The organism is Negadavirga shengliensis (assembly GCF_042652345.1).
Lineage (GTDB): Bacteria > Bacteroidota > Bacteroidia > Cytophagales > Cyclobacteriaceae > Negadavirga > Negadavirga shengliensis.
The window spans coordinates 154,135-175,263 of the sequence record NZ_JBHSJJ010000005.1 but is presented as its reverse complement, the minus strand read 5'-3'; the positions used below and the strand labels follow the sequence as shown (position 1 = coordinate 175,263).

9 protein-coding genes are annotated in these 21,129 nt (G+C 46.8%); 8 read left to right on the top strand and 1 reads right to left on the bottom strand.

Going from position 1 to position 21,129, the window contains the following annotated elements; all coding sequences use genetic code 11:
- Nucleotides 1-136: 136 nt before the first annotated feature.
- The 3 genes from ACFPFU_RS10680 (at nucleotide 137) to ACFPFU_RS10670 (ending at nucleotide 6,603) form a co-directional block, all read left to right on the top strand.
- The gene (locus tag ACFPFU_RS10680; protein ID WP_377064307.1) at nucleotides 137-3,568 is read left to right on the top strand and encodes a SusC/RagA family TonB-linked outer membrane protein; all 3,432 of its coding nucleotides are present in this window, start codon (nucleotides 137-139) and stop codon (nucleotides 3,566-3,568) included.
- Between the two features lie 34 nt (nucleotides 3,569-3,602).
- Nucleotides 3,603-5,261 carry a SusD/RagB family nutrient-binding outer membrane lipoprotein gene (locus ACFPFU_RS10675; RefSeq protein ID WP_377064305.1) on the top strand — a complete coding sequence of 553 codons (1,659 nt, stop codon included), beginning with the start codon at nucleotides 3,603-3,605 and terminating at the stop codon, nucleotides 5,259-5,261.
- Between the two features lie 85 nt (nucleotides 5,262-5,346).
- Nucleotides 5,347-6,603 carry a hypothetical protein gene (locus ACFPFU_RS10670; protein ID WP_377064303.1) on the top strand — a complete coding sequence of 419 codons (1,257 nt, stop codon included), beginning with the start codon at nucleotides 5,347-5,349 and terminating at the stop codon, nucleotides 6,601-6,603.
- 75 nt (nucleotides 6,604-6,678) lie between these two features.
- On the opposite strand, the gene ACFPFU_RS10665 is transcribed toward ACFPFU_RS10670, so the two are convergent.
- Entirely contained in the window at nucleotides 6,679-10,656 is a 3,978-nt protein-coding gene (locus ACFPFU_RS10665) for a hybrid sensor histidine kinase/response regulator transcription factor (protein ID WP_377064301.1), read from the bottom strand.
- Between the two features lie 326 nt (nucleotides 10,657-10,982).
- Between ACFPFU_RS10665 and ACFPFU_RS10660 the strand changes: the two genes are divergently transcribed.
- From ACFPFU_RS10660 to ACFPFU_RS10640, 5 genes are all read left to right on the top strand, one after another.
- On the top strand, nucleotides 10,983-14,081 hold the full coding sequence (locus ACFPFU_RS10660) for a SusC/RagA family TonB-linked outer membrane protein (protein ID WP_377064299.1): 3,099 nt from the start codon (nucleotides 10,983-10,985) through the stop codon (nucleotides 14,079-14,081).
- A gap of 19 nt (nucleotides 14,082-14,100) precedes the next feature.
- Nucleotides 14,101-15,627 (top strand): RagB/SusD family nutrient uptake outer membrane protein, encoded by a 1,527-nt coding sequence (locus ACFPFU_RS10655; protein WP_377064297.1) that lies wholly within the window; start codon nucleotides 14,101-14,103, stop codon nucleotides 15,625-15,627.
- A gap of 100 nt (nucleotides 15,628-15,727) precedes the next feature.
- The gene (locus ACFPFU_RS10650; RefSeq protein ID WP_377064295.1) at nucleotides 15,728-16,741 is read left to right on the top strand and encodes a glycoside hydrolase family 43 protein; all 1,014 of its coding nucleotides are present in this window, start codon (nucleotides 15,728-15,730) and stop codon (nucleotides 16,739-16,741) included.
- Nucleotides 16,742-16,765: 24 nt separating this feature from the next.
- Nucleotides 16,766-17,926: a glycoside hydrolase 5 family protein gene (locus tag ACFPFU_RS10645; RefSeq protein WP_377064293.1), complete on the top strand. Its 1,161-nt coding sequence runs from the start codon at nucleotides 16,766-16,768 to the stop codon at nucleotides 17,924-17,926.
- Between the two features lie 156 nt (nucleotides 17,927-18,082).
- Entirely contained in the window at nucleotides 18,083-20,932 is a 2,850-nt protein-coding gene (locus ACFPFU_RS10640; RefSeq protein ID WP_377064291.1) for a family 43 glycosylhydrolase, read from the top strand.
- The last annotated feature ends 197 nt before the right edge of the window (nucleotides 20,933-21,129 follow it).

Here is a 21,129-nt window from a genome sequence, read left to right as displayed (position 1 = left end):
ATTTACGCGATATACTGATTCGGTATCTTATAATGTTTTTATCCGAGTAAGCGAAATTTAAATTTTCCTTTAATAGTATGTTTTTAATAAACTAAAGTATATAAGATAGTTACGTTTAAACGATAAAAACAATCTTATGGGGCAATGTTTTACTTCAGTTAAAAAGTGTCTCCTCCTGGGTACGCTGGCTGTATTGCTGGCTACGTGCATTCCTGACGCCATGGCGCAGGCACGGAGGGTCACGGGAAAAGTTACTTCAAAAGAAGACGGGTTTGGGATACCCGGAGTCAATGTATTGATCAAAGGAACCCAAACGGGGACAGCTACCGATGCCTATGGGGATTTTTCCCTGGATGTTCCAGACAATGAGGCCGTGCTTATATTTTCTTATATAGGCTTTGAGTCCGTAGAAGAACAAGTAGGGGCCCGGTCAGTGATCAACCTGGAGATGATGCCTGATGAATCGGCTTTGGGAGAGGTGGTGGTTACGGCATTGGGTATCAAGCGAGAGGAAATCTCTCTTGGCTACTCCATTGAGCGGGTAGGTGGAGAGGAAATGACGCGGGTGGCCCAGGAAAGTTTCCTCAATGCCATGTCTGGAAAAGTAGCGGGGGCTACCATCAGTACGACCGGTGGCACGGGCTCATCGGTCAGCATGGTGATCAGGGGCGCCACTTCCTTGAGCTCAGACAATCAACCCCTATTTGTGGTAGACGGCGTGCCTATAGCCAACACGCTGAACAATGTGACCTCCATCGGCAATGATAACAGGGTCGACTATGGCAATGCCATCTCCGGACTTAATCCTGACGACATCGCCAGTGTGACGATCCTGAAAGGACCGAGTGCGGCGGCATTGTACGGTTCGCGGGCCGGGAACGGGGTGGTGCTGATCACCACCAAAAGCGGACAAGCGGACAGGATGACCGTGACCGTGACTTCCAATACCGTATTTGATGTTCCCTTCAAGTACTTAAAATGGCATTCCAAATTTGGATCCGGCCAGTTTTCGGCCATCCCGCCAGACATTAGCGGGACACCCCTTTCCAATCCCTTCGGCGCATTGGTGCAGGAAAATATCAATGCAGCCTTTGGCGCGGAGTTGGATAAGGGGTATCATGCGGTCCAATGGAATAGCCCATTGGATGAAAACGGCAGGCCAATTCCCACGGAGCTTGTTTCTTATCCCAACAACATTCAGAATTTTGTGCAGACGGGAATTACCACGTCAAACGGGTTTTCCGTTTCCAACAGTTCCAACATGATGAATTACAGGATTTCCTATTCCAATATGCAGAATAGAGGAATCATACCCAATTCTGATCTTTTCAGAAATACCTTGAATTTTAATTCCTCGGTGAAAATGAATGAAAAGCTCAGCTTGAGCACGAATGTGGATGTAAGCAGGAACAACTCTAACAACCGTCCTGCGGGTGAAAGGGGTGCTAACCCTTTGCAATGGGCCTACAACACCTCACCTCATGTCGATATTTTGGACATGAGGGATTATTGGCTCCCCGGTCAGGAAGGATTAGAGCAAAAAACCGTCGATGCGAACCAGCCGACGAGAGTTTACAATAACCCTTACTTTTTGGCTTATGAGGTAAACAACAGCTTCGTTAGGGACCGGATATTCGGCAACATCAAAGCGGATTGGCAAATCTCTCCCAGCTTTACTTTTTTTGCCCGGTATGCGTTAGACGCATATCATGAGTCGAGGGAAAGCAAAATAGGCAGAAGCTACAGCCTGGAACCCGAAGGCGCCTATGGCATTGTCAACCTGCATGGATTTGAAAGCAATGCGGATTTTTTGGCAAGCTACAGCAAGGACATCGGGGATCTTAGCCTGAATGTGTCCGGAGGCGGCAATATCCGTTATCAGAACGGAAAAAATATGCGGACCGCATCCAAACCCGGAGCAGGACTCATCACTCCAGGGGTATACACGGTTCAGAATATAGCGCCGGATAATATTGATTATTTCAATCACCGTTTTGAAAGAGGCATTCATAGTTTGTACGGCCTGGCAAATTTGGGTTTTAAAAACATGCTTTTTGTCGACCTGACAGCCAGAACAGACTGGGCCAGTACTTTGCCGGGAGCGGAGCCCTATTTTTATCCATCAGCGTCGGTCAGCTTACTGGTAGATCAGATGATCGACTTGCCTACCCAATTCAGCCTTGTAAAGCTAAGGGGAGGGTATGCTTCGGTGGGCAATGATGCTGAGCCTTACCAGTTGATCGCTGCACTTGCCAATGCGGGCGCATGGGGGAACGTGCCTAGGCTCACCCTTCCCGGCACCCTGTTGAATCCCACGCTTAAGCCGGAGATCGCTACTTCTTACGAAGGCGGGTTGGACCTGCATTTATTTAACAATAGAGTCCGTTTCAGTGGCACCTATTACATGATGCAGAACAGAAACCAAATCTTCAGTACGGGCATACCTCCTTCTACAGGTTATACCGCCAAGAACATCAACGCAGGTCTGTTGGAAAGCCGGGGCATTGAACTTACCCTGGGAGCAAATGTAGTGGAATCCAGAAACTGGCGGTGGAACATGAATTTTAACCTTACCAGGAACAGGACGAGAATTCTGGAATTGGCAGATGACCTGCCTTATTATACGCTGTGGACAGATGCCCGGGGCGGTGCGTGGACTTATGTGGGAGAAGAAATAGGCGATATTTATGATGCAGAGGTAGTGACTGTGAAAGATCCCGAATCTCCTTATTACGGGTTTCCCATCCTTGACCAAAATGGAAAATGGCAAGACATCGACGCGGTGAACAGCAGAAACAAGATCGGGAATTTCAATCCCAGGTTCATCATGGGCATGCAGACTTCCCTTTCTTATAAGAATTTCCATCTGAACATGACCTTTGACTGGCGGAATGGAGGCCAGTTTGTTTCGCAATCATACAGGTTTGGGGAGGAAAACGGCCGTTCCCAATTATTTTTGGACAAGTTGATTAATCCGGGAGAAATGGAAGGCAGGGAGCTGCGGGATTACTTGATCGCGAATAAGGACAATATGATCCTGATCAATGGCAACAATTTCCCGTTGGTAGGTGGTCCCACGCCTGAATATGGGGGGTATCCTTTCACTTATGGACCTTATACCCTGCCCTACGGCGGCGTGTTCATTCCGGGAGTTTATGCCACCGCATTTGACGCTGAAGGCAACCCTACCGAATTTGCTGAGAACCTCGGGGAAAATATCGGGCAGCCTGGCGGCACACTCACGCTTCCCTATGCAGGCAGCACGGCATGGAGTTTCGCCAGGGCCTTTCTGTATGATGCTTCATTCGTCAAACTGAGGGAGATTTCCTTGGGATATGATCTTCCCAGGCGATTTGCCAGCAGCTTAAAAATGCAAAACCTGAATTTTTCGGTCTACAGCAGAAATATAATCCTGTGGACGGCTGCCAAAATCAATGTAGATCCGGAGATGGCATTCCAGCCTCAGGCGGGTGTAGAGGCAGGTACCCAGTTTAAGCAAGGTATAGAACGGTGGAATGTAATGCCGTGGGTGATGCCGATAGGTTTTAAAGTGAATGCCACATTCTAACAACCAATGTTTTGGAAATAAAACAGGACAGAAAATGAAGACTATGAAAATATATTCACTGATACTAAGCCTTGTTACGGTGGGGATGTTCTCCTGTCAGGATGCCCTGATGGAAATGAATGTTAACCCAAACGAGGCCGATCCCGAAACCGCCAATCCCAATTTGGTGCTTTCAACGGTACTGACAGAAGCAGGAAAAACCATTGTGAACCTGGGCTATCAGGATATTGCCGGCGTGATGCAGCACACCCAAAAAGATGGATGGGCCGGTGGACATAACCTGTATGACTGGAACAGAAACAACAGCTGGGCAGGATACTATGCGATCTTAAGAAACAACCAATATGTTTACCAAAGGGCGGTTGAACTGGATCAGGAATTACATCAGGGCGTGACTTTGGTGATGAAGTCCCTGATGTTTGGTCTGATTGCGGATTTATGGGGTGATGCCCCTTACTCCCGGGCTTTGCAGGGAGCGGAAGGTACGCCCGAAGGTACCTTTCCGATATTTGATTCGCAGGAGGATATTTATCGTGGAGTAATAGAGGATCTGGAGCGCGCCAATCAATTGCTTTCCAGGCCCAAAACGGAATACAACAGCACGATAGAAGGCCCGGATGTCTATTATAACGGAGATCCTTCTAAATGGCGAAAAATGGCGAATTCCTTGAAACTGCGCTATTATATGCGGGTTTCCGCCAAGCTTCCAGATTTTGCGAAACAGGGGATTGAAACCATCTTGGCCAACCCTGAGCAATATCCCATCATAAACAGTCCAGGAGATGATGCCACCATGGGCTTTGCCGGTATAAGCAACGACACCAGCTGGCCTCAAAACACGCGCTATGACGCCAGCCAAAGCAATTATAGACGGATAAAAATGTGCGAAACCCTCGTAGAGGCCATGAGGGCAAAAAATGATCCCCGGCTGGGCGTGTGGGCCAACAGGGTGCAGATACCTTTGGTGGTGGACGGGGATTTGCCGCCTGGAACTGATCGGATCGAAAACAACAGAAGGTTGCTTTCACCGGACATTCTGGAAGAAAGAAATATCAATATCAATGACATCAGCCAGAATGAAGACTATGTAGGGATACCTCCGGGAATACCCGGACCCCAGGTATACAATATGAGTCCCGATGCCAACCAAGCCTCATTTAATCCCCATGTTTCCTGGGTAAATGACATTTATCGGGAAGCCAACGGCCCCTTGCTCAGGGCCAGGATCATTTCTGCTTCAGAGGTGAATTTTATACTTGCTGAAGCCGCACTAAACGGATGGTCCGTGGGCAACACCGCGGAGGCTTATTATAATGAAGCCATTAAGGCATCTTTCACTACTTGGGGATTGGCAGATCACTATCCTGCTTATATGCAAGAGGAGCTGGTAGTGTTTGACGGGACTTTAAGACAGCTCATAGAACAAAAATGGATCGCCTCTTGGACGGCGGCTGCTGAGGCATGGTTTGATTTCAGACGGACCGGCTATCCCGAGCTGAAAGCCGGGCCGTTTGCCATCCGATCGGTGCTTCCGGTGAGATATTATTACATGATAGACGAAAGAAACCTGAACGCAGCCAATACAGAAGCAGCTATGGCCCGTCTGGAGCAGACCAGCCATTCCGAAGTGGATGGTCAGAACAGCGCCTGGTCCAAGCCCTGGGTCATCCAGGGCACCGGAAAACCTTGGTAGGATAAATACAGGAAACAGGAAGGGCGGTAGAATGCTGCCCTTCCTGTTGCTTTTCACTAATTGTTGTCCCAAAACAGGAATATCCATGAAAAAGATTGTTGTCACGATTGTTTGTTTGTTGGTTTTTATAAACCCCGGATTACCGCAGGATTTAAAAGTAGGGGTGGCCTACCGGGTGATCACGCCTGAGCCCTTGCTGCCGGTTTCAGGTGGGGTAGGCATACCTAAGGAAAGTCTGGAAAAAAAGGGTGATTTGTTTGCCAGGGCCGCTGTATTTGAAGAAGGTGACGAAAGGGTAGCCATAGTGGTCGTGGATAACCTTGGCTGGCCGGCGGCGCTGGGAAACCGGTCCAGGCAACTCATCAAAGGTATCAAGCCCGAGAATGTGCTGATTGCCGCCACGCATACACACAGTGCGCCGGATGCCTATGCATTTACAGATGAAAAGGGAAACCACAAGGCGGATCTGGAATATCTCGACTGGTGTGTGAAGCAAATTGCTGATGCGGTAAACGAAGCATTGGGAAGTCTCCAGCCAGCGGCTTTGAAAGTGGCCATGGGGAAAACACAGGGGAAAATCGCCTATAATTACTATGCTCCAATGTTGTATGACCCCAGGTGTGGCGTGATCCAGGCAGTGTCGAAACAAGATACAACGAATACCATCCTGACCTTGGTGAATTATGCCATTCATCCGGAGGTAATCGGTTCATCCCGAGGTATTCTCAGCCCGGATTTGTGCGGACCACTATACAGCAGAATCGAGGAAAAGTCAGGTGGAATGGCCATGTTTGTCAACGGGGCTCTGGGAGGTATGGTGACCGCAGATAACCGCAGAGAGGAAGGTCAGGAAGCCAATGATTGGGCGGAATGCCAGCGTATTGGAAACCTGCTGGCAGATGAGGCACTCCGTATCGTCAAAGATGCACCGGTGTTGGAAAAAGCCAAAGTGTATGTCACATCAAAGACCATAGCGCTTCCTGTGGAATCTGAAATGATGAAATTCATCCTGACAAACTCTCCTCTTCAGCACGCCAGGTCCGGCACCGATTCGGTACCCACGCAGTTGAACCTGATTAATTTGGGACCTGCCCAGATGGTAACCATTCCCGGAGAAGCATTGCCCAATATCGGTTACTACTTGAAACGTAAAATGAAAACAGCGTACCCGTTTTTGCTGGGACTTTGCAATGACGCATTCGGCTACCTGCTTACCGAGATAGACTTTGACAGTTTTAAAAGATACGAATACATCACCAGAACCAGTTTGGGCGAAATGGCCGGAGAAGTTTATATAAAAGAGATTTTAACGCTTGTCGAAGAGAGTCCCCGGGCTAAATAATGGTTAACCGGCCAAAGATTCGGTTTGGCGGTGTGTCCGCCTTTGCTAAACTTTCATTAAACAAAAGACCGATGCTCAATTGATCAATTTTCTTTTCGAACTGGCATATTCGGATGGCTTCATCCCAAACTGTTTCAGGAAATTTCTCCCGAAGCTGGTTTGGGAATTGTAGCCGACAATACTGGCTATTTCATATATTTTGTAATTGTCCTCTGCCAGGAGCTCGGCTGCCTTTTTTAACCGCGCCAGATTGATCAATTCATTGGGCGTCATGTTTGAAATGGCCTTGATTTTCCTGTAAAGTGTGGGTCTGCTCATGTTCATGATGTCAGCCAAGTGCTCGACATTCAAATCCGTGTCCGCGATATTTTTGTAGATGGCATCATTCAGCTCTTCCAGAAAAGTCTCGTCGGCTTTGGAATAGGCTATGCTTTTGATATGGGCCAAAGGAGAGGTGGAGAAAAAGTCTTTGATTTTGTTTCTGTTGGTCAAGAGATTGGCTAACTGCACCCTGAGGTGTTCTATGGAAAACGGCTTTTCCATATAGGCGTCCGCCCCTGATTCCAGTCCTTCTATTTTTGCCTGCAGGTTATTTTTAGCGGTCAAAAGGATTACGGGAATATGGCTGAAATCTATCGTGGATTTGACCGTTTTACACAATTCTATCCCATTCAAATTGGGCATCATAATGTCGCAGACAATGAGTTGGATGATCTCTTCATTCAATATCTCTAAGGCGATTTTTCCATCACCCGCCTTAAAAATAAGGTATTCATCGCTTAATTCATTGGCAATGAACTCCAGCATTTCCACATTGTCCTCCACAATAAGTATGGGCGTTTTGGACCCTGAAAAGTTCTCCTCATGTTTAATATTGATGGCTTCCGCTTCCAGTTTATCAAACAATTTATACTCTTTATCCTGATGCAGGGGCAACTTCAGGACAAATGTATTAAGGTTGTCTTCCGGCAGTTTCAGTTCAAGGGTTCCGTTGTGCAACTCTGCCAAAGATCTTGACAAAGGCAGGCCTATTCCAGTTCCGGGTTTGTTTTCTGTCTTTGGGACCCGGAAAAAGGGGGTGAATATTTTTTCCCTGACCTCCGGCATCAGTAGGTGTCCGTCATTCTTTATTATGATTCTGAAATACTGGTCGGTGTCTTCCAGGGCTGGCAAGCATATCTCCACTTTATTGTCCCCATATTTCAGCGCGTTACTAAAAAGATTGCTTAGAATCTTGGTAAGGGCTTCACGGTCTACGTAGGCATAAATGGGATCACTTGGAAGCTGTAGCCGGAAATCAAAGCCATTTTGTTCAGCTGTTGGTTTAAACCTAAGGTAGGTTTCTCTAACCAAGGCTTTAATATCGGTATGGGTAAAGCTAAGGCTGAATCCTTTTGTTTCTGTTTTTCTGAAATCAAGTAACTGGTCAGCCAGTTCCAGGAGCCGGCTGGTGTTCTTATTCATGATGCCGAGATTGTAATGGATTTCAGGGATATCCTTAGTGATTTTGATCACTTTCTCAAGCGGTCCCTTTATAAGGGTCAGCGGCGTACGGATTTCGTGAGCGATGTTCGTGAAAAACTCGATTTTTGCTTCATAAAGCTCTTTTTCCTTTTCATTCTCCAGCAATTCGATTTGGCTTTTGTTTTTCTTTTCCAGTCTTCTGTGGTAGGAAAGCAAAAGGTAATAGAGCACCAAAATTATAACGGCGACATATAATAAATAAGCCTTTTGACTGGCCCAAATGGGCGGCAGAATCTCAATTTTCAATTCTCTCGGACTTTCGTTCCATACCCCGCTGCTATTGGGTGCTTTTACCTTAAAAATATATTCCCCGGGAGGCAGCTCGGTAAAAAACACTTTCCGGTTGGTTTTCAAAAAAGTCCAGTCCTTATCCAGCCCCTCCATTTTATAGGCATATTCGGTCATTTCAGGAGTGGCATAGCTAAGTGCGGCAAAGTCCAGACTAAAAGAGGATTGGTCATAGTTTAATGTGATTTTGTCGGTGGAGGTAATGGATTGCTCCAACGGGGAATCCTCTTTTCCCACAGGCAGTTCCTGGTTATGGACTTGGATGCCGGTTATATAGACCGGGGGAACATGATTGTTTTGGATAAATTCATTTTGATCAAACCTGATTAAACCTTTTACCGTGCCAAAGTACATTCTTCCATCCGCGTCCTTGAAGGAAGAACTGTAGTTCAATTGGTCGCTGAGCAACCCATGGGCTTTGGTATAAACATTAATTTCTTCTGTTATGGGATCAAAATGAACAAGCCCTTTAGAAGTACTTACCCACAGTTTCCGGTCATCATCCTCCAACATTCTGTAGGTTACATTGCTGGGAAAACCGTTATGGGTGGAATACCGGACAAAATGCTGCCGCTCCCGGTCATATTGATGCAAGCCATCATTGGTCATAAACCAAAGGTTATTGTTGCTGTCTTCATAAATGCCGTTGATGGCGTCACTGCTTAAACTGTTTTTGTCTCCCTTTCTGTTTCTAAAAGACCCTTTTTTGCTTGTTTTGGCGTCATAAAAATGAACCCCGTCCCTATAGGTCCCGCCCCAAAGCACCCCATGGGAATCTTCCAGGATGATGGTATAGTGAAAGGACTCCGGAAATGCAGGATGTAGATTAAAATCATCGGATTCATCTGAATATTCATAAAGCCCGGCTGAAGTCGCCAAATAAATCTGTTTGGAAGGAGTCTGTAAAATGGAATAAATAAAATCACTGTTCAGAGAAGTGGTACCGATCGAATAGTGCCGGATCACCTTCCCGGTGTTAATATCCATGATGTCAAGCCCCTTATGAAAGGTGCCCACCCAAAGTTCATCCCCATTGATCAACAGCCCATGAACATTATAATGTGAAATATCTCCTTTATTCCCTGACGGCCTGAAATTCTCAAACTTCTCTTCTTTGGGATTAAATTTATTCAATCCGGCATCTTCTGTTCCAATCCATAAGTTCCCGTACTTGTCCTGACAGATCTCCCGGACCGCATTTCCGCTTATAGAATTTTCACCTACTTTGGGAAAAAATTTTTCAAAAGCGGTGTACTGTTTCGGATAATAGTTGATCCCTCCAAAATAGGTCCCTGCCCAAATCCCGCCTTCCTCATCGATGGAAAGGGTATACACGGCATTATCTGTTATGGAATAGGGATCATTATAACTTTTTCGGAGGATATCGACAATGCCTTTTTTTTCATCATAAATGTAAATTCCTGATTCAGTGGCTATCCAATATTCACCATCCGTGTCTTTCACAAAATCCCTGACGAATAAGCCGGAACCGTCCATGTCATGGGACACAATATCTTTGTATTCTTTTTTTTCAGTGTCAAACAACTTTACGCCCTGACTTTGGGTGCCCACCAATATGGACTTCTGCCCTGCTGCATATATCTTTTCAATCCAGTTGGTGGATGTGGGCGGGGAATAGTCAAAGAGGTCATACCCCACAAATGAATCCTTATGGCGGTCATATAAATTAATTGTTCCGGAAGAGGAAGAAACCCACAATGCCCCGTCTTCGGTGGTGCATATCGAGGTAGCTTTAAAAAAATCGGCCTGCTCATACACTTTCATCAGGTTATTGCCTTGGTTATATTGACACAAAGTATGCCCGGCGATAAACCAAAGGTTTCCTGCATGATCCTTATTTACATTTCTCACATAGCTATCGGCAGTTTCTTCCAAAAGGCTGAATGTTTCACTCACCTCGTCGTAGGAAAATAGCCCTTTATCTGTTCCTACCCACAGCTTCCCTTCATTTTCACAGAGGCTCAGGATAAAATTGCTGCCTATACTGGTGGGGTCATCCGGTTCATTTCGAAAAATCTTAAAAGCATACCCGTCGAACCTGTTCAAACCGTCTTTGGTGCCGAACCAAAGAAACCCATGCTTATCCTGTAAAGTAGCCATGACAGAATTATGGGACAACCCCTTTTCCACCTGATAATGCTGAAAATAATAAGACTGCCCCTTCAGAATCAGACTCAGGAGCATGCATAACCCCAGTGATATGATGGCTTTGTTCCTCAAGATGCTACAGCTTTTACGCTAAATTAAGTTAAACATTCTACAAAACGTATCAAATTGTCTCCATTTTGTCTCATTCATCCTCCATTATGGTTAGTGGAAGATAACATTGAGACAAATTGAAGAGATTATGATAAGGAGAAATACGATCCCGGAATCTATTATAATTAAGTTTATCTAAGCGGAAGATGATAAACCTTTCCGGTTGGATCATTCGGGAATTTCTTCTTTTGCAGAGCGGAAGCAGGTATCGGAGAGCCGGATACTAAAACATAAACTTTGGCATAAACCGATAATATCAACACAAAATAACCAAAAAATACGACTGTATGAAAAAATTATTTATTTACTATTTAAGAAAGTTGAGCCTGATATTGGGTCTATCTTGCCTCTATTTCGCCGCATGGGCAGGTAATGGCAATGACCTGGATTCAGATGGCAAAGCAGACCATCCGTTGGCGATGGGGAAAACGGACGTAGATGCAAAAAATCAAATGGCGATCACCGTCACGGGAACAGTTGCTGATGAGGATGGGGTTGGCCTGCCCGGCGTCACGGTTCAGCTAAAAGGAACAAGCATCGGTGTAGTGACGGAAATTGATGGTACCTATCGTATAGACATACCCGATGGACAGGAAGGAGGCATCTTGGTCTTCTCTTTTGTGGGGTTTGATACGCAGGAAATCCCGATCAATAACCGGTCCGTGATCAACATCCAGCTTCAGGAAGACCTGCAGTCTCTGGACGAAGTAGTGGTGGTAGGTTACGGTACCCAGCAAAAAAAGGACCTCACCGGGGCGGTATCGGTGGTGAGATCGGATGAAATGCAAAAAAGGCAGGCCACTACCGTGGGCGAAGCTTTACAGGGCTTGACTACGGGGGTAAATGTGCGGGGCGGCGGCCAACCCGGATCAGAAGCCAATGTGCAAATACGCGGCCTGAACAATTTTAGTGGCGTCAACCCGCTCTATGTGATAGACGGGATGATCACCACCGGAAACCGGGATTTTAATCCCAATGATATAGAATCCATTCAGATATTAAAAGACGCTTCAGCAGCAGCCATTTATGGATCGAGGGCCGCAAACGGCGTCATCATCATCACCACCAAAAGCGGCAAGAAAGGGCCCATGAAGGTGGATTTTTCTGCCAGAAGCAGTTTACAGGTGATCCCGCGATATGATCTCGCCGGAACGGATGAGTTTGTCCGCCTTAACAACATGGCCTATGATAACGCGGGGCGCGAGCGACAAAACCTGGACACCTCCATCCATACCGACTGGCAGGACGCTGCATTTAGGACAGGAGAAATGCACGATTATAATCTAAGCTTCTCAGGCGGGAGTGACAATGGCAGCTACATGGTTTCTGGAAATTACTTTGGGAACAAAGGTTCCGTGGTCGGCACGGGTTTTAATCGTCTGAGCTTGCGGGTAAATACGCAGGGTTCGAAGGGAATTTTCAGCATCGGCGAGAACCTTGCCATCACCAGAGCCCATTCGGACGAAATGGCAGGCAACCCGATCAGGGATGTCACCCGCTTATTGCCTACTATTCCCGTATATGATGAAAACAACCCCGGTGGTTACGGTTACGGCAGCCCCAACAGGGGAAGCACTTTCGGATCTAATCCTGTAGCCATTGCTGACCTGGAAGACCGGCAAAATGAGAATATCCGGATACGAGGCAATCTTTGGGCAGAACTACAACCTATTCCTTCCTTAACTTACCGGACTAATTTGGGTCTGGACGCCAGCAGTGACAACTTCCGCTACCTGCGTAAAGAAGGGAACTGGACACAAAACCAGCCCTATGATCCTGCCATCTATAATGAAAACCGGGCCGGGTTTACCGATGTGCTGGTCGAAAATACCCTGGCATTTGAAGAATCATTTGGCCGGCATGATATCCGGGCCTTGGCGGGCCAAACTTATCAGCGTATCCAGTACTCCCAGATATGGGGAACCAAACGGAATATTCCCAGCAATGCCGCCGGGCAATACTATAACGTACTGGATCAGGGGGATGACCCACAGCTTGGCGGATACCGTCAGGAAGCCGTTTTGCTTTCCTATTTGGGAAGGATGGAGTATAGCTTTGCAGACAAATACCTTGTAAATGCCGTGATCAGGAGAGACGGGACTTCCAGGTTGGGCGTGGGCCAGCGGTGGGGTACTTTTCCATCCATCTCCGGTGCCTGGCGGATCAGCGAGGAGAATTTTTTCAATGTCCCCCACGTCAATGATTTTAAGTTGAGGGCCAGCTATGGAAAACTCGGGAGTAGTAATATAGGCTATTGGGATCATCTGAATTTGATCAATATTTTCCCGACCATCGTTATGGGTTCGGGGGGCGAAGAACAAATCCTGCCCGGCGCCACCCAGGTAAGGCTCGCCAATCAAAATCTGAGATGGGAAATTCTTACTCAGCAAAATTACGGCTTGGACGCAGGTCTGTTTGAAGATAAATTAACCCTTACCGCCGAGTATTTTATATCGGTAACGGATGATGTTTTGACCAATATGCCCATTCCCAGAACTACGGGTCAGGACGGTGCCGATCCTGTGGCCAATGCAGCCTCTTTAAAAAATTCGGGATTTGAGTTTACCGCAACTTTCAGAGAAGTAAAAAAAGACCTGAGCTACTATGTCACAGCCAATGTGACTACCCTTCGCAATGAGGTGAGGTCCTTAGGGTACGGCAGAAATGACATCTATACGGGAAATACCGTAACAGAAGTGGGCCAACCTATAGGGATGTGGTTTGTATTGGAAACTGACGGGCTATTTCAGAGCATGGAAGAAGTGAATAACCATACCAATTCACAGGGCGTGGTCATCCAACCCAATGCACAGCCAGGCGATATCCGGTTTGTGGACCACAATGACGATGGGCAGATCACCAACGAAGACAAACTGGTACTTGGCAACCCATGGCCGGACCTGGAACTCGGTTTGAATTTTGGGGCCACTTACAAAGGGTTTGATTTTACCATGCAATGGTTTGGTGCATTCGGCGCCACCGTTTACAATGGGTACAGAAGTCTGGTGGACCGCTTCGATGACAACAGCAACTACCGGAGTGGCATACAACCCTGGACTCCGGAAAATCCAAACACGGACTTCCCCCGGGTCGTTGCAGCGACCACACTCAATTCAAGGGGGGACACGGACCGCTGGCTGGAAGACGGCAGTTTCATGAGGCTGAAACTCATCAGTATAGGTTATTCTCTTCCGGCCCCATTGGTCAACAGATTGGGCTTCACCAATGCCCAAGTCACGTTGTCAGGCCAAAACCTGCTTACCTTCACCAAGTACCAAGGCTTGGATCCAGAGTTTGCCAACAACAATATTTTTCTCAGAGGCTTTGACAATTATGCTTTCCCCAATTTGAGGATGTACACCTTGGGCTTACAGTTAGGTTTTTAAGATGCTAACCGAAAAAACAATGAAAAATCTACTTAAAATACAGATACTATTGACAGTAATGCTGGTATCATCCTGCAGTGAGGATCTGCTGGATGTGCCTAATCCGAATACCCTGACCGCAGATGAGTTTTGGCAGTCCGAAGAGGATGCGAGACTTGGGGTTAATGCGATATATGCCATGTTTTATAAACCCGGATTATGGTCGAGGTGGATATACTTCAGGTTGGACCTTACTTCTGATGAAGGCTTTAGTACAAGCCCTTGGCTGGAACTTGGCGACTGGACCCGGTTTCAGTATATCAACTATAATTTTTGGGAAGGAAATGTCCAGACTTGGAGAGATACCTACAAAGCTGTCTGGAGATGCAATCAAGTACTGGCCAATGTTCCTGATATTGAGTTTACCAACCCTGAAGAAAAAGAAAGGATTTTGGCTCAGGCCAAGTTCTTAAGGGCATTGCATTATTATTATGCGGCCATCATGTGGGAGAATATCCCCATTGTACTGGAGCCATCTTCTCCTGAGGATTTGCCCGAACAGCGACCATTGGAGGAACTTTGGGAACAGATAGAGCTTGATTTGACAGAAGCACTCGCTGTGCTTCCCGTTGAATGGGATGCCGCGAATGTGGGCAGACCGACAAAGGGGGCAGTAAATGCTTTCCTGGCCAGAACCTATATGCAGCAAAGAAAATGGCAGGACGCCAAGCAGGCATTGGATTACTTCTTTGTTGGAGAAGGTACGGGAAAATATAGGCTGGTGCAGAATTTCCAGGATAATTTTACCCACTACAATGAAAATAATTCCGAGTCAGTATTTGAGATACAGTTTTCTGATGTCAACAAAGGCGGTGATGGGGAAGGCCCAAATGCCACCATGAGCACCAACCGGCCCCAGTTTTTTGCGCCGAACGGCATCGGCTGGGCAGATGGCCAGGCGAGGCCATGGATAGTGGATGAATTCAAAAAAGAATTGACCACGGACGGAGAACTTGATCCACGCCTGAGGTATACCTTGTTTTATCCTGATTTGGAAGCAGATTTTGGTGACAATGTTTATGGTAGGTCCTGGAATTGGGGAAATAATATTTACTTCCGCAAATACGCCAGGGATTACTTTAGGGAGAATGAAGACTACTTTGCCCAAAACAATTTCAGAATGGTTCGCTATGCTGATATCCTGCTGATGTATGCAGAAGTCTTGAACGAACTCGGACAGACCGCCGAAGCGTACGCATATGTAGACGAAGTCCGGGCGAGGTCAAACATGCGGCCCCTTGCGGAAGCCTATCCACAGATAGGAAATGATCGCATGGCTTTCTTGGAGCGGTTAAAAACAGAGAGGACCCTGGAACTGTTCAGCGAAAGTGTTCGGTGGCCTGACCTAAAAAGGTGGGGTGATCTGGAATCCCAAGGGGGTGTGGATCAGATAGCAGTAAGAGACCCTGACTTTAACAACTATATTGTGGGAAGAAGCATCCGGCTTCCCATACCTCAAACTGAAGTGGAAAACAATCCTAATCTCAATCAAAATCCCGGATATTAAATTTAAATCCTGTAAAATCAACAAGTCTTATAGAGCCGGTTTGGAGAAACCGTTTCTATAAGACTTGCCTTTAGAAAACACCTATAATATCCATAGCATCATGACATATAAATCCTACATGGTTTTCTTTCTTAAATCTCTCTTGATCACGGCCGTTGCGATAGTACACACCGGCGTTAAGGGCCAAGCGCCTGAGCTTGGGAATAAATCAGCGGATACCCATTCTATATTCCTTGCCGATCCTGCCATATTCGCTTATGAGGGCGTTTATTACCTGTATGGCACCAGCGGGCATGACCCCGATCAGGGCTTTGAGGTATTTATTTCTGATGATCTGCAATCATGGAAATCCCCGGAGGAAGCCCAAAACGGTTATGCCCTCCGAAAAGAAGATGTTTTTGGGGATAAAGGTTTTTGGGCCCCCCAGGTGTTTTATTACCAGAAAAAATTTTACATGGCCTATACGGCCAATGAACAGATAGCCATCGCCATTGCAGACAGCCCGCTTGGACCTTTCAAACAGGAAGAGAAGATAGCCTTATCCGCACCTGTGAAGCAAATTGACCCTTATATCTTTATGGATGAGGATGGAAAAAAATATTTATACCATGTCCGGCTTACGGAGGGGAACAGGCTGTTTGTAGCGGAGATGGAAGATGACCTCTCGGCCATTATTCCGGAGACGCTCCGGGAATGCATCACTGCTGAAGAGGATTGGGAAAACACGCAAAATGTACCCTGGCCTGTAGCGGAGGGGCCCTCTGTGATTAAGCACAAAGGTCTTTATTATTTTGTATACTCTGCCAATGATTTTAGGAATCCCGATTACGCCGTGGGTTATGCGGTTGGTGAAACCCCTTACGGACCCTGGAAAAAACATCCTGATAATCCCATCCTCAGCCGAAAAGATGTTCTTCAGAACGGTTCAGGGCATGGGGATTTTTTTCAAGATGATAACGGAGAATATTATTACGTCTTCCATACCCATTATTCAGACGGGCAGGTCAGGCCCAGGCGAACCGCAGTGGTCAAAGCCAAATTCGAGGCGTCCGCTGCCGAAGACCTGCTGAAAATGGATAAAGAAAGTGTGGAATTTCTTCAGAAAATAGATTAACAACAAATATCAAATCAATACAACATGAACTTATTAAAAAGCGTTTTTTTTGCCGTACTTGTTTCTTTTGGGTTTCAGTACTGCTCATCACCGGCCAAACACGAAGAGCAAACCACCACAGAAAAACAGAGCGCGACCGAATTATGGTCCAAAGAAAAAGCCAACGAGTGGTATAAAAAGCAGGGCTGGCTCATTGGAAGCAACTATAATCCCCGAACGGCCATTAACCAGTTGGAAATGTGGCAGGCCAAGGATTTCGATGCCGCGACGATAGCTGAGGAGCTGGACTGGGCACAGGAACTGGGGATGAACACCATGCGCGTCTATCTGCATGACCTGCTGTGGGAACAGGATTCAACCGGCTTACTGGAAAGAATGGATGCTTTCCTCGATATCGCGGAAGAAAGAAACATCAAGCCCCTCTTTGTTTTTTTTGATTCCTGCTGGGATCCTTTCCCGAAGACAGGGGACCAAAGAGACCCCAAACCACATCTCCACAACTCCGGATGGGTACAAAGCCCAGGATACCATGCCTTAGAGGACACCACGCAATATCCCCGTCTGGAAAGGTATGTAAAAGGCGTGGTGAAAAATTTTGCCGACGATCCGCGGATCCTTGGCTGGGACATATGGAATGAACCGGACAATGACACCGGAACATCTTATAGCAAGGTGGACCTGCCCAATAAGGAAGTTTATGTTTTGCCTTTGTTACAAAGTGCCTTCGAATGGGCCAGGTCATCCAACCCTTCCCAGCCTCTGACCTCCGGTTTATGGGTGGGGGACTGGTCCAGCCATGAAGCTTTGACCGATCTTCAGAAAGTCCAGGTGGAGCAGTCAGACATCATTTCTTTTCACAGTTACGATGACCCTGATGAATTCGAAAAACGCATCAAATGGCTGCAGCGCTATGAGAGACCCCTCCTATGCACAGAATACATGGCCCGCCCCAATGGCAGTACTTTTCAGGGATTTTTACCTATTGCCAAAAAACACAACATAGGTATGTACAACTGGGGATTTGTAGATGGCAAAACCCAGACAAAATACCCTTGGGATAGCTGGCGGAAGCAATATACCGCCGAGCCGGAGCTTTGGTTTCATGAAATCCTCCACCCTGACGGCACACCCTACAAACAGGAAGAGGTGGACCTTATCAAATCAATGACCCAGGCCGGCGATTAGATGACGGGCATGTGGTTGCCCACTGCTTTGCCGGTGCTTTTCCCAAGACCATATTGGCAGCGGGCAATCCTTTTTTCCACCAAAATAACCATCACCTACCATGATAAAACGATATCATTGCGGAAACCTTGATTTGAAACAAGAAAACCTGATGAAATGGGATGCTTAGTAATTAATAACAACCGCCTTAAAAAGTTGCATTCCGCACTTATCCCCTTTTGGCTGATATTTTACTGTACGGATGCGTGGGCCCAGCAGTCGTCGCATATTGACAATCCTGTGTTGCCGGGGGTGGCCGATGCCGGGGTGATCAGGTATAATGGGGAATATTACCTTGGCGGGGTGTTTACCAAAGGCAGTTTTTACCACTCCAAAGACCTGGTCAACTGGGAAGGGCCGGTGCATGTCCTGAGCATGGACAATGAATGGACAGAGGGGCCCTCTGCCGGAGATGGTCAGATCCATGCCAATGACATCAACTATATCAACGGCAAATTCCATCAGTATTGGTCAGTAAATTATTGGGGCAAAGACCGGCATGTGGTACATATAGGCCATGCGGTGGCCTCCCAAATAACGGGGCCTTATGAAGAACCTGTAAAGGACCATTGGCTGGATAACCGGATTGATCCTGCACTCTTTAGGGATGATGATGGGAGTCTGTTCCTCTACATGGTAAAATTCACAGACGGGAATGCCATTTGGGCCAGGCCCATGCAGGATCCCTGGACTTTTTCAGGCGACCCCACCTATTTGTTTGCTTCCTTGCCGAACACCTGGGAGACGATGGACAACCGGGTTGCAGAAGGTCCCTGGGTTTTCAAACACCGGAACCAATATTACATGATGTACAATGCCAACCACACCTCGCCCAGATGGGGCAATTACATGTTGGGAGTGGCACAAGCGGATGGCCCCTTGGCATTCAACCATGCCAACAAATATTCCCATCCGGTGGTGAAATCCAATCAGGAAGACCTGGAAGATCTTTATGTGGATTTGTTGAAATATTCGGCGGATGACGAAGAAAATTTTCAGTTCACTACATCACCTCCCCTCAAGAACTGGAAAGACCCTGATTTTGATGACGCGGTATGGGAAACGGGTAAAATGGGTTTTGGCTCGGATAAAATCAAAAACTCTACGAGCCGGCAGGTGAAGACAGATTGGAAAGCAGAGAAAATATGGTTACGGAAGTCTTTCCATCTGCCCAAGGACGATGCCGGCAACCTCCTGCTCCGGATCCACCATGACGGCGCTACACGGGTTTTTCTCAACGGACAACTTGTTTATGAGAAGGACGGCGCAGATTACACCACCTGGAGTCTGGATGAAACAGCGAATGCCTTTTTAAAGGATGGAAAAAACATTCTGGCAATAGAAAGCGCAAAAGGACAAAGGACAGGCTTTTTGGATGTATCCCTCTTTGACATCGGGGACCAGCAGGGAGATGATATTCTTTATTCCCCCGGCCAACCGAATATTGTCAGGGGCCCGAATGGCTTTGAATGGTGGCTGGTGTACATGGCCAATAAAAACAGGGAAAGAAGGGGACAATACATCAATAGGGTTCATTTTCATGACAAAAAGCTCACGGTGGACGGTATAAGCAGCACCCATACCCCCGGTCTCCATCCGCCACCGGCCCGGCCTACCTTTTATGACTTGTTTGACACAGAAAATGAGGATTGGAGGAATAAATGGGAAATGACAACCGGGGACTGGCAACCTGAAAACGGGGAACTGGTACACCAAAGCAACAAACCTTCCGGGGCGTTGGTCCAAAGCCTCCCAGCCAGCAATTACCTGTTCGAGGCCAATATCAAAATGAGCGGGAATGGAACCGGAACCGCCGGCATTTTTGCCTGGTGGGAAGATGAAAACAACTGGCTCAAGGTGGAATTGGATCCGGACGAAAAATCTTGGGCTTACACACGTATGGAGGCCGGAGAATCCATCAAGGCCTCTTTTCCATTGGCAGAAAATTTCGCCTATCAGGCTTACCACAACCTGAGAATATTTAAAAACGGGGATTATTTCTCTGTACAGCTGGATGATTTGCCGGCCCCGGAAACCCCTGTCATTCCCATTGGCCGACCCTTGGGGAACGGCAGGCCTGGGCTGGTTTCGGAAAGGCCCGGAACTGCCTATGATGGCATCATTTATACCATGGGTTGGGATGAGTTTGATGAAAATATCGGCGGATGGGTAACAGCGGATGGCGACAACGCCGACTGGAGCATTTCAGAAACCGGGATCAGTCCAACCGACCCATCAGGGAAAAATGCTGTTTTCAAAGGAGATGTTTTGGAAGGATATGAATTCAGTTTGCAAATCACGGGCGAAGGTCAGGAAGGCAATGCCGGCATCTACCCCGTTTATTTGGATGAAGAGAATTACATTAAAGCTGTTTTTGATTATGAGCACCTGAAATTCCGTATCTCCGGAAAGGAAAACGGCCAAGCCATCGAACCCCGGGATCTTTCGGTTGAGGGGCAACAGAGTCACTATACAGATATCAAGTACACCGATTTTATAGAAAAGCATTTTAATTTTGATTCTCCGGTTTATCTGGACGGTCTCAGGTTAAGTAAAAAACCGCATTATAACCGGGAAATCCATATAGAAAACATGCACCAAAAAGTGAATATTTATTTTAAACAGGAAAACAAATGGTACCCGCTTGAAAATGCCCGGCAGTGTCTTTCGACCCATCCCGGTTTTGACGCCATCACCTTTGACCCTATATGGGCAGAGGGACTGAAATTTGTGAACAAAGAAGCCGAAGACCAAAATTTCTACATCAACAAAATCTGGATCAACCAATTGTTTCAGAAATCATACCATGTAAGGGTCCGCAGAACATCCGATAAACTCGTCTTCTGGGTTAACGGCAAAGAGATGGCACAGATCCCCCATCAATTTGCTGCTTCAAAAGTGGGGCTTATTACCGAAAACGGCATAGCAAACTTCAATGGAATTTCCCTCTATCACTTGGGCGAATGATTGAAAAAAAAAACAATTTTATGAAACCAAGCATGACGGAAACAACGCACAGTGGGATGATTATAATAGGCTTGGTTCCCCCGGATCAAGTCCGGGACAGGCTACCCCGACCTACGGTACGGGGCAAGTTATGACCATTAAAAAAACAAAATATAAACAGATGAAATCGAGCATGACGAAGTCGACACACAGTGGTA

Coding starts and splice junctions, on each gene's coding strand:
- ACFPFU_RS10680 (WP_377064307.1), top strand. CDS start 137: ATGGGGCAATGTTTTACTTCAGTTAAAAAGTGTCTCCTCCTGGGTACG.
- ACFPFU_RS10675 (WP_377064305.1), top strand. CDS start 3,603: ATGAAGACTATGAAAATATATTCACTGATACTAAGCCTTGTTACGGTG.
- ACFPFU_RS10670 (WP_377064303.1), top strand. CDS start 5,347: ATGAAAAAGATTGTTGTCACGATTGTTTGTTTGTTGGTTTTTATAAAC.
- ACFPFU_RS10660 (WP_377064299.1), top strand. CDS start 10,983: ATGAAAAAATTATTTATTTACTATTTAAGAAAGTTGAGCCTGATATTG.
- ACFPFU_RS10655 (WP_377064297.1), top strand. CDS start 14,101: ATGAAAAATCTACTTAAAATACAGATACTATTGACAGTAATGCTGGTA.
- ACFPFU_RS10650 (WP_377064295.1), top strand. CDS start 15,728: ATGACATATAAATCCTACATGGTTTTCTTTCTTAAATCTCTCTTGATC.
- ACFPFU_RS10645 (WP_377064293.1), top strand. CDS start 16,766: ATGAACTTATTAAAAAGCGTTTTTTTTGCCGTACTTGTTTCTTTTGGG.
- ACFPFU_RS10640 (WP_377064291.1), top strand. CDS start 18,083: ATGGGATGCTTAGTAATTAATAACAACCGCCTTAAAAAGTTGCATTCC.